8 protein-coding genes are annotated in these 9476 nt (G+C 67.3%); 2 read left to right on the forward strand and 6 right to left on the reverse strand.

Translation table 11 applies throughout. From position 1 onward, the window contains the following. Nucleotides 1-206 precede the first annotated feature (206 nt). The 3 genes from ACREPD_RS08750 to ACREPD_RS08760 all read right to left on the reverse strand — a co-directional run bounded on the left by ACREPD_RS08750 (nt 207) and on the right by ACREPD_RS08760 (nt 2121). Nucleotides 207-425, reverse strand: coding sequence for a YdcH family protein (locus tag ACREPD_RS08750; protein WP_421569117.1), 219 nt, complete (start codon nt 423-425; stop codon nt 207-209). 398 nt (nt 426-823) lie between these two features. Beyond that, on the reverse strand, nt 824-1720 hold the full coding sequence (locus ACREPD_RS08755) for a hypothetical protein (RefSeq protein WP_431598960.1): 897 nt from the start codon (nt 1718-1720) through the stop codon (nt 824-826). Next, nucleotides 1717-2121 carry a DUF4398 domain-containing protein gene (locus ACREPD_RS08760; protein WP_421569115.1) on the reverse strand — a complete coding sequence of 135 codons (405 nt, stop codon included), beginning with the start codon at nt 2119-2121 and terminating at the stop codon, nt 1717-1719. The genes ACREPD_RS08755 and ACREPD_RS08760 overlap by 4 nt, the downstream gene beginning before the upstream one ends. Before the next feature lie 98 nt (nt 2122-2219). On the opposite strand from ACREPD_RS08760, the gene ACREPD_RS08765 reads away from it, so the two are divergent. Continuing rightward, entirely contained in the window at nt 2220-3350 is a 1131-nt protein-coding gene (locus ACREPD_RS08765; RefSeq protein WP_431598961.1) for a PilT/PilU family type 4a pilus ATPase, read from the forward strand. 37 nt (nt 3351-3387) lie between these two features. Here ACREPD_RS08765 and maiA read toward each other — a convergent pair whose 3' ends face one another. Together maiA and ACREPD_RS08775 are read right to left on the reverse strand one after the other, a co-directional pair. Then, a complete protein-coding gene (maiA, locus tag ACREPD_RS08770; protein ID WP_431598962.1) occupies nt 3388-4053 on the reverse strand; it encodes a maleylacetoacetate isomerase in 666 nt (221 codons plus the stop codon). 8 nt (nt 4054-4061) lie between these two features. After that, nucleotides 4062-5051 carry a fumarylacetoacetate hydrolase family protein gene (locus ACREPD_RS08775; RefSeq protein ID WP_431598963.1) on the reverse strand — a complete coding sequence of 330 codons (990 nt, stop codon included), beginning with the start codon at nt 5049-5051 and terminating at the stop codon, nt 4062-4064. A gap of 489 nt (nt 5052-5540) precedes the next feature. Between ACREPD_RS08775 and ACREPD_RS08780 the strand changes: the two genes are divergently transcribed. After that, a complete protein-coding gene (locus ACREPD_RS08780) occupies nt 5541-6953 on the forward strand; it encodes a DEAD/DEAH box helicase (protein ID WP_431598964.1) in 1413 nt (470 codons plus the stop codon). A gap of 64 nt (nt 6954-7017) precedes the next feature. Here ACREPD_RS08780 and ACREPD_RS08785 read toward each other — a convergent pair whose 3' ends face one another. Beyond that, a complete protein-coding gene (locus tag ACREPD_RS08785) occupies nt 7018-9321 on the reverse strand; it encodes a TonB-dependent hemoglobin/transferrin/lactoferrin family receptor (protein ID WP_431598965.1) in 2304 nt (767 codons plus the stop codon). Nucleotides 9322-9476 lie beyond the last annotated feature (155 nt).

Below are 9476 nucleotides of genomic sequence, written 5' to 3' on the forward strand. Positions count from 1 at the left end.
ACAGATGGTAGAGACACGCCATGCGTGTCTATCAGACCGCTCCGCAAAAGAAAGCGCCGCGGACGGCGCCCGTCGACGAGGAGACGGACGCCGCCTGCGGCGTTTGGCGGCACGTGCCGACCGCGGGTCGGCACTTCAACGGCGGGTACCGACCTTGGCCGGCACGTTCACGGTAGGTGCCGACCGTTGGTCGGCACCCAGGGTTTTCAGTTCAGGGGGGAGGCGTACAACCTTTCCAGCTTCCGCTTCGTATCGAGTTTCTCAAGTTTCATCTGGCCCAGGGTGGAACTCGCTATCGGAAGTACGCCCAGTTCGGCATCCATACACTTCTTGTTCAACTTCTGGTGCCGTTCGTAAAGCGCCTTGAATTCCGGGTCACGCTTGCGGCGTGCGTCGATTTCACTCTGGGGCTGACCTTCAAACATGATGAACCTCCTATCGCGTTTACTGCACAAACAAGAACGCCCCGGCCGGAACGGCACGGGGCGTTGCTTCGGGAGGAGCGCCGGCGTCCACCGCCGCTGGCATGCCCAGACCCACAGCCGGGACTGCCCGGACTGCTGACTGCTCTGGTGCGTGCCCTCGGTACATCGGCCCGGCCCTCCAATCGTCCGGGTCGCGGAAGGCAACCCGGACAATCGACCCTACGCCTGCCCAAGGGCTGGTTCAAGGGTTTCGTTTGAAATCGCCGGTGCGCTCCAGTCGGGGTTCAGGCTGAACACGCACTTCAACGAAATTTAAACAAAAACAGAGGGTTGCGTCATTCGGACGCAGTCACGACCAACGGTCGTGACCTACCGCCCATCGCAACGATCGGGCCATCTCACGGCGCGATGATCACCTCGGCCGACCGCGCCTTGGTTGCCGCCGCCTTCTTGCCACTGACCTGCAGGCGGCTGCTGCTCACACCGGCGGCGACCAGCGCGTCGCGCAGTGCCTCGGCCCGCTGCTGCCCTACAGCGGCCGCGGCATCGTAGGCCTCGATCCGGACCCGGCCCTTCTTACCGATGTTCAGATACTCGGCCAAGGCCTTCGCCTGGCCCTTGGCACCGCCCGACAGGGCGCCCTTGCCGCTGGCGAAGGCATCGCCACCGAAGGTGAACACTTCGCCGCGGGTGTCGAACTTCGAGCCCGGCAGCTTGCTCCCCGAGACCAGTTCGGCCTCTTCGCGCGCCAGCTTGGCCGCGTTCTGCTGGGCCGCACTGAGCCGCGCGGTCTGCTTGCCGGCCACGCTGGTCAGCGCGGTTTCGGCGTCCTGGCGGGCCAAGGCCTCCTGTTCGGCCGCCAGCCGCAGGCGCTCGGACTCCTCGGCCTGGATCTGGGCCTGCGTGCGCAGGCGCTCGATCTCCTGGCGGGCACGCTGGGCGTCGCGGCGGTTGGCTTCGATCAGCAGGTCGCTGCGGGTGCGCTCGAGCGTGGTCACCTCGCGCTTGGCCAGGCCGGCGCGCACGCTGGTCTCGGCGATCTCGACCCGGCGGTCGGCCAGGTAGCGGGCCTGGTCCTGGTCGCGGCGCTTGGCCTTGGCCAGCTCGGCCACGGCCTGCTGGGCCTGCAGGCGCTCATAGGCGGCCAGTTCGGTGGTGTCCGGGTTGGCCTGGATCGCCATCAGGCGCTGGGTGAGCTGGGCGACGGCCGGGTCTTCGGCGGCGCCAGCCAGCGGGGCCAGGGCCAGGCCGGCGGCGAGCAGCAGGGGCGACAGGCGCAGGGCGGTCGTTTTCATCGGCCATTCTCCCCGGCGGCCAGCTGGCGTTCGAGCTGGGTCACCTCGTTGCGGCGCAGCTGCAGCTGGGCGGTCGCGGTGGCTTCCTCGCTGCGGGCCCGGGCCAGGTCGGCGTCGGCGGCCGCGCGCAGGGCCATGCCCGGCGCGTTCTTGCGCTCGCGGCGGTCGCCGGCGGCGCGCTGGGCCTGCTCCAGGCCTTGCCGTGCCACGGCGATCAGGTCCGGGGCGTACTGGTCGGCGTCGGCCTGGGTGGCCTTGTCCACGGCTTGGCGGGCCTGCATGAGCTCAAGCGCGCCGTCCTGGGCCAGGGCCGGGCCGGCCAGTGCGAATGCGCACGCCATCACGCAACTCGTCAAAACTACATACGGGGTACGCCGCATTTGTGCGAAGCTAGGATTCATTGGGGGTGCCGTTCGCCTGAAGAAGGTGCGCGGCCATTGTCGGAAGCCTGCGGCGTGCTTGCAATGGCATGTCGCCGATTGTTGGGGAAACATTTCGCATGGATATCGGCTATTTCCTGAAGCTGATGACCGAAAAGAACGCTTCGGACATGTTCTTGACCACCGGAGCCCCGGTGTACATCAAGATCGAAGGCAAGCTTTACCCGCTGGGCAACACTGGCCTCCCGCCCGGGATGGTCAAGAAAATCGCCTATTCGCTGATGGACGAGGGCCAGGTGCCCCAGTTCGAGCGCGATCTTGAGCTCAACATGGCCATCGCCCTGCCCGACGCGGGACGCTTCCGCGTCAACGTGTTCAAGCAGCGCGGCGAAGTGGGCATGGTGATCCGTGCGATCCGCAGCAAGATTCCCACCATCGAAGAGCTCAACCTGCCCCAGGTCCTGAAGGACGTCATCATGACCCCGCGCGGGCTGGTGCTGGTGGTGGGCTCGACCGGCTCGGGCAAGTCGACCTCGCTGGCCTCGATGATCGACCACCGCAACAGCACCACGACCGGGCACATCCTCACCATCGAGGACCCGATCGAGTACCTGCACAAGCACAAGATGTCGATCGTGAACCAGCGTGAGGTCGGCCTGGATACCCACGCCTTCCACAACGCGCTGAAGAACGCGATGCGTGAAGCGCCGGACGTGATCCTGATCGGCGAAATCCTGGATGCCGAAACGATGGAGGCCGCCATCGCCTTCGCCGAAACCGGCCACCTGTGCCTGGCCACGCTGCACTCCAACAACGCCGACCAGACGATCGAGCGCATTCTCAACTTCTTCCCCGAGAGCGCGCACCGCAACGTGCTGATGAACCTGTCACTGAACCTGCGCGCGGTCGTTTCCCAGCGCCTGGTCAAGGGCCAGGACGGGCGCCGGCTGCCGGCCACCGAGGTGTTGATCAACACCCCGATGATCCGCGACCTGCTGCGCCGCGGCCAGGTGCACGAGATCAAGGCGGCGATGGAGGCCTCGCTGGAAGAAGGCATGGAGAGCTTCGACCAGTGCCTGTTCCGGATGGCCAAGAACGGCATCATCGAGCAGGAAGAGGCGCTGCGTGCGGCCGATTCGCGCGATGGCCTTGCCCTGAAGTTCCGCCTCTCCGAAGGCGGCAGCGGCGAGCACGACCCGTATGCGGATTATTCGGCGGCAACGCCGGCCGCGATCACGCACGGGTTTTGATTGATGGGGGTATCGACCAACGGTCGATACCTACCGGTTACGTGGCGTCGGCCTGGTTTTCCGGCCGCGCCGCATCGAATGCCGGCAACGCCAAACACGCTTCATCAATCCGCGCCAGCGTCGGATACGGCGTCATGTCCACGTTGAAGCGCCGCGCGTTGTACAGCTGCGGCACCAGGCAGCAGTCGGCCAGGGTCGGGCTGTCGCCGTGGCAGAAGCGGCCTGTCTCGACCGACTCCACCAGCATGCGCTCCATGGCGTCGAAGCCCACCCGCATCCAGTGCCGGGTCCAGTCTTCGCGCTCCGGTTGCGGCACGTTCCAGGTGTCACTGAAGAACTGCATCACCCGCAGGTTGTTGAGCGGGTGGATGTCGCACGCCACCAGCTGGGCCAACGCGCGCACGCGCGCACGGCCGGGCGCGTCGTCGGGCAGCAGCGGCGGATCGAGGAACACCTCGTCGAGGTACTCCAGGATCGCCATGGACTGGTGCAGCACGCGCTCGCCGTGGCACAGCGTGGGCACCAGTTCCTGCGGGTTGAGTGCCGCATAGCCCTCGCTGTGCTGCTGGCCGCCGTCGCGAACCAGATGCACCGGGGTGATCTCGTGTTCCAGCCCCTTCAGCTTCAAGCCGATGCGCACGCGGTAGGCCGCACTGGAGCGCCAGTAGCTGAACAGCTCGATCCGGTCCGCGGGCACGTTCATGGCGGCGCTCAGGGCCGCTGGGCCTGTTCGATGCGCTGTTCGATCGCACCGAAGATGCTCTCACCGGCCGCATTGAACATCTCGATGCGCACCACGTCGCCAAAGGACATGAACGGCGTGCTCGGCTTGCCGTCGCGCAGGGTTTCCACGGTGCGCAGTTCGGCGAAGCAGGAGGCGCCCTTGCTGGTGTCTTCGTTGGCGATGGTGCCCGAGCCGACGATGGCGCCGGCGCCCAGCGGACGGGTCTTTGCCGCATGCGCGACCAGCTGGGCGAAGTTGAACTGCATGTCCACGCCCGCTTCCGGCGCGCCGAACCAGGCGCCGTTGACGTGGGTCACCAGCGGCAGGTGCACCTTGCTGTCCTGCCAGGCCTCGCCCAGTTCGTCGGGGGTGACGAACACCGGCGACAGCGCCGAGCGCGGCTTGGACTGCAGGAAGCCGAAGCCCTTGGCCAGTTCGCCCGGAATCAGGTTGCGCAGCGAGACGTCGTTGACCAGGCCCACCAGCTGGATGTGGCCGGCGGCCTGCTCGGCGGTGACCGCCATGGGCACGTCGTCGGTGATGACCACCAGTTCGGCCTCCAGGTCGATGCCGTATTCCTCGCTGATGACCTTCACCGCATCGCGCGGACCATGGAAGCCGGCGCTGGTGGCCTGGTACATCAGCGGGTCGGTGTAGAAGCTTTCCGGCACTTCGGCGCCACGGGCGCGGCGCACGCGCTCGACGTGCGGCAGGTAGGCGCTGCCGTCGACGAATTCATAGGAACGCGGCAGCGGCGCGGCGAGCGCCTGCAGGTCGATGTCGAACACGCCGTCGGCGCTGCCGTCGTTGAGCGATTCGGACAGGGCGTTCAGGCGCGGCGCCAGGTGGCTCCAGTCTTCCAGCGCCTGCTGCAGCGTCGCCGCAATCCCGGTGGCGCGCACGCCATGGCGCAGGTCGCGCGAGACCACGATCAGGGTGCCGTCGCGGCCGCCTTCCTTCAAAGAACCAAGCTTCATGGGTGGGTATCCGGGATCGCAGAAAAATAGGTTTCGAGTGTAACCAAATGCGCGGTGGTGCCAAGGTGCATTGCGGCAGAACGAACATAAACCATCCGAATGATGCTGGCGTGGTTGCTTGCCAAGGTCGTCCGGCTGGGGCCGGCCGCCACGAATTGCTACGGGCTCCGGGGAGTCATGGATACGTCTGGGGTCGCCCGGTGAACCTGAACGGGGGATTTGGCCTTGTTCGCTCGCTTCCGCTACAATGCCGGGGTCTGCAGCGGCCGTCCGTTTCCCTTCGGGATCGCCGGCGACCGGGATTTCCGTCCCTCGCCCGCCCCCACTCCGACGCCATTCGTCATGCATTCCAGTCTGCGCACCGCGCCGGCTGAACCCAATTCTCGCAGCGCGGTTTACGGGAACGCTCCGAGTCAGCCGATCACTTTTGATCTGCCTCGCGTCCGGCCATTCGGCCTGGCGTTACTTCGTCTTTGGAGCTTCCACCCGATGTCTTTTGAAAACCTGGGCCTGGCCCCGTTCCTGCTGCGCGCGTTGGCCGAGCAGGGCTATGAAAACCCGACCCCGATCCAGGAGCAGGCGATTCCGCTCGCCCTGGACGGTCGCGACCTGCTGGCCGGTGCACAGACCGGTACCGGCAAGACCGCCGCCTTCGGCCTGCCGCTGCTGCAGCACCTGGGCACCAACCCGCAGGCCGTGAACGGCCCGCGCAAGCCGCGTGCGCTGGTGCTGACCCCGACCCGTGAACTGGCCACCCAGGTGCATGACAGCCTGCGCGGCTACAGCAAGTACCTGCGCATTCCGAGCGCCTGCATCTACGGCGGCGTCGGCATGGGCAACCAGTTCGACGTGCTGCGCCGTGGCGTGGACCTGCTGGTGGCCTGCCCGGGCCGCCTGATCGACCACCTGGAGCGTCGCAGCGTCGACCTGTCGGGCATCGAAATCCTGGTGCTGGACGAAGCCGACCGCATGCTCGACATGGGCTTCCTGCCGTCGATCAAGAAGATCCTCGCCAAGCTGCCGCGCCAGAACCGCCAGACCCTGCTGTTCTCGGCCACCTTCGAGGAAAGCATCAAGCAGCTGGCGCTGGAGTTCATGCGCGACCCGGAACAGATCCAGGTCACGCCGAAGAACACCGTTGCCGAGTCCATCACCCACCGCGTGCACCCGGTCGATGGCGCGCGCAAGCGCGAGCTGCTGCTGCACCTGCTGGCCCAGGACAGCCGCGAGCAGACCCTGGTGTTCGGCCGTACCAAGCACGGCTGCGACAAGCTGGCCATGTTCCTGGACAAGTCCGGCATCAAGACCGCGGCCATCCATGGCAACAAGAGCCAGGGCCAGCGCCTGCGTGCGCTGGGTGACTTCAAGGCCGGCCGCGTGACCGTGCTGGTGGCCACCGACATCGCCGCGCGCGGTATCGACATCAACGAACTGCCGAAGGTCATCAACTACGACCTGCCGATGGTGGCCGAGGATTACGTGCACCGCATCGGCCGTACCGGCCGTAATGGCTCCACCGGCCAGGCGATTTCGCTGGTGGCCCAGGACGAGGCCAAGCTGCTGCGCCAGATCGTGCGCCTGCTGGACAAGGACCTGGACATCCGCGATGTGCCGGGCTTCGAGCCGCAGACCCCGATCCGCTGGGGCAACAGCGCGCCGGGCAAGGCGGAAGTGCCGGGTGGCGATCGTACGCCGCGCAAGCACGCACGCCGTCCGCATGGCGAGGCCCCGCGCCACGCCCATGCCGGTGCCAAGACCGGCGGCGGCCAGCGTGACGGTGCCGGTCGCGGTGCGAGCCGTGGTGCCGGCAACGGTGCCCCGCGCGGCGGTGCGCCGTCGGGCCAGCGCCGTGGCGGCGGTGGTGGCGGTCGCGGTCCGGGCGGCGGCAACCGCGCCGGCTGATCGCTTCACCGGCTGCACAGTGAAAAGGGCGACGCAATGCGTCGCCCTTTTTTGTGGCCGCCGTTTACCAGCTGTACGCCACGGTCATCCGCGCGTTCCGGCCCGGCTCGCTGTAACGCCCGATGCCGTCATCGTTGACGTAGCCGTACAGCGTGTTGGTGCCCTTGTTGACGGTACGCACGCGCTGCCACAGGTAGTACTCGCGGTCGGTGAGGTTGTAGATGCCGGCGCTGAGCCGCCACTGCGGGGTGATGTTCCAGCTGCCGTAGAGGTCCAGCACGGTGTAACCGTCGGCCTTATCGACGAACGCCGGGGTGGTGACCGTGCCGTTGGCTGCGGTGGTGTACGCGTCGTCGGCATGCTTGGCCACCGCGTGGGTGACCGCGGCGGTGACGTTCCACACCGGCGAGGGCGCGTAGCGCACGCCGAGCACGGCGCTGGCCGGCACGATGCTCTCCAGCGGGTCGCCATTGCGCTTCTCGCCTTCGCTGTAGGAGGCGGCCAGGCGCGTGGACCACGCATCGCTGATCTGCCAGCGGCCTTCCAGCTCCACGCCCTTCACGGTCACTTCGCCGGCATTGGTCGGCATGGTGTAGGCGCGCTGGTACAGGATGGGGCCGGTGGCGGTGGTGCGGAAGCCGCCGGGGATGGACTGCATCAGGTTGCTGTATTCGATGAAGTTGTCATAGCGGTCGCGGAACACCGACAGGCCCAGCTGCGCGCGCTCGGTGCTCCAGCGGTAGCCCAGCTCCACGTTGAGGCTCTTTTCCGCCGACAGGTCCGGGTTGGACACGGTGTCGTTGAACACCAGCGGTTGCCCGTTCTGCGCGTTGATGAGCGTGGTGGTGCTGGTCGGCGAATACATGTCGGCCACCGACGGCGCGCGGAAGCCGCGGCCCACCTGCGCCCACAGCGCATGGTCCGGCAGGAAGCGGAACTCGGCGCCCACCTGCCAGCTCGGCGAGGCGAACGACACATCGCGCACGGTGCCGGTACGGTCCACGAAGGTGGCATCCACCTGCGGCGAATAATCGTAGCGGTCGTAACGCGCCCCGGCGCTCAGGATCAGCCGCTCGTCGAACAGGCGCACGCTGTCGCGCAGGTACACGTTCCAGTTCTGCACGTCGGTCTTGGGCACCTGGCGCGGATCCACTTCCACGCTGGCCACCGCACCGGCGGCATTCCAGCGGGTATCCACGGCGGTGAAGTCCACGTCGCGCTGCTGCCAGGCCAGGCCGTACACCAGCGCGTGCTGGGCGGCGCCGGTGGCGAACACCTTGGTGAAATCGGCGGCGGCGCGGTCCAGGGTCTGCTTGGTGGCGCGGTTCTCGCTGCGCAGGCAGGGAATGGCGCCGCCCGGGCACCCGCTGCCGGCCAGGATGGTGGTGATGCCGCGGCTGTCGGTGACCTGGCGGTCCAGCTGCGCCTCCAGAGTGTCGAACAGCACGTTGTTGGCGCGCCACTCGTAACGCACGCCATAGCGGTCGCGGTCGTTGCTGTCGTGGCCGCGGCGTTCCAGATAGCCCGGTGCATACACGCGCGACAGGTTGTCCACGTCGTTGGTGGCGCGGCCGCGTTCGATCATGACGCCCAGCGTGTTGGCGTCGTTCAATTGCAGGTCGATCTTGCCCAGCAGGTTGTCGCGGGTGCTGTCGACCGGGTCCGGGGTGCGCCGGCCGACACCGATGCGATCAACGGTGGTGTCGTAGTACGACTCGGTCTCGTGGCCTTCGCGGCGGGTGTAGACCAGCATCGATTCAACGATGCCGGTGCGGTTGGCGAAGGTCAGGGTGCCCATCGCCTCATCGTTGGCGCCGGAGTAGCCCGCCTTGAAGCCGACGTGGGTGTCGTTGCCGGTAGGGGTGAGGTAGTCGGCCGGGTCCTTGGTGGTGAACACCACCGCGCCGCCGAGGGCGCCGCTGCCGGCGCTGATCGAATCGGCGCCCTTCACCACGGCCAGGCTCTTGAGCGTGTCGATGTCCACGTCGCCGCGGCCCCCGCGGAAGAACTCGTAGGAGCGCGCGGTTTCCACCGACTCGCCCAGGCTCAAGCCGTCCACGGTGATCGCGACGCGGTCGCTTTCCAGGCCGCGGATGTTGAAGCCGTTGTCGCCGAAGCGCCCCATGTCCACGATGCTGACACCAGGGATGTAGCGGATGGCCTCTTCCATGCTGTTGGCCATCTCGGCATCGAGATCGGCGGCGGTGAGCACGGTGACGTTCTGGTTGGCGGAGCTGGACTGCCGTGCGCGTTCGGCCTGGACGCGCACGGTATCGAGGGTGCTGGCGTCGGCGGGGGCTTCGGCATGCGCAGGGGCGGACAGGCAGGCGGCAACCGCCAGCGCGAGCAGGGTGTGGGACGACTTCATGGAGGAACTCCGCAGGAAAGAAGGGAAAGGCGATGGAGGCCGTTCCTGGCTGCGGCGATCGGGCGATCGTGCGGGGCTGGGGGGCGTGCGAAGGGGAATTCGCAGGATCAGGCGTGGTAGCGCCGGCCGTTGGCCGGCCCAGGCGGTGCATGGGC

It is taken from the genome of Stenotrophomonas sp., from assembly GCF_050737075.1.
GTDB lineage: Bacteria > Pseudomonadota > Gammaproteobacteria > Xanthomonadales > Xanthomonadaceae > Stenotrophomonas.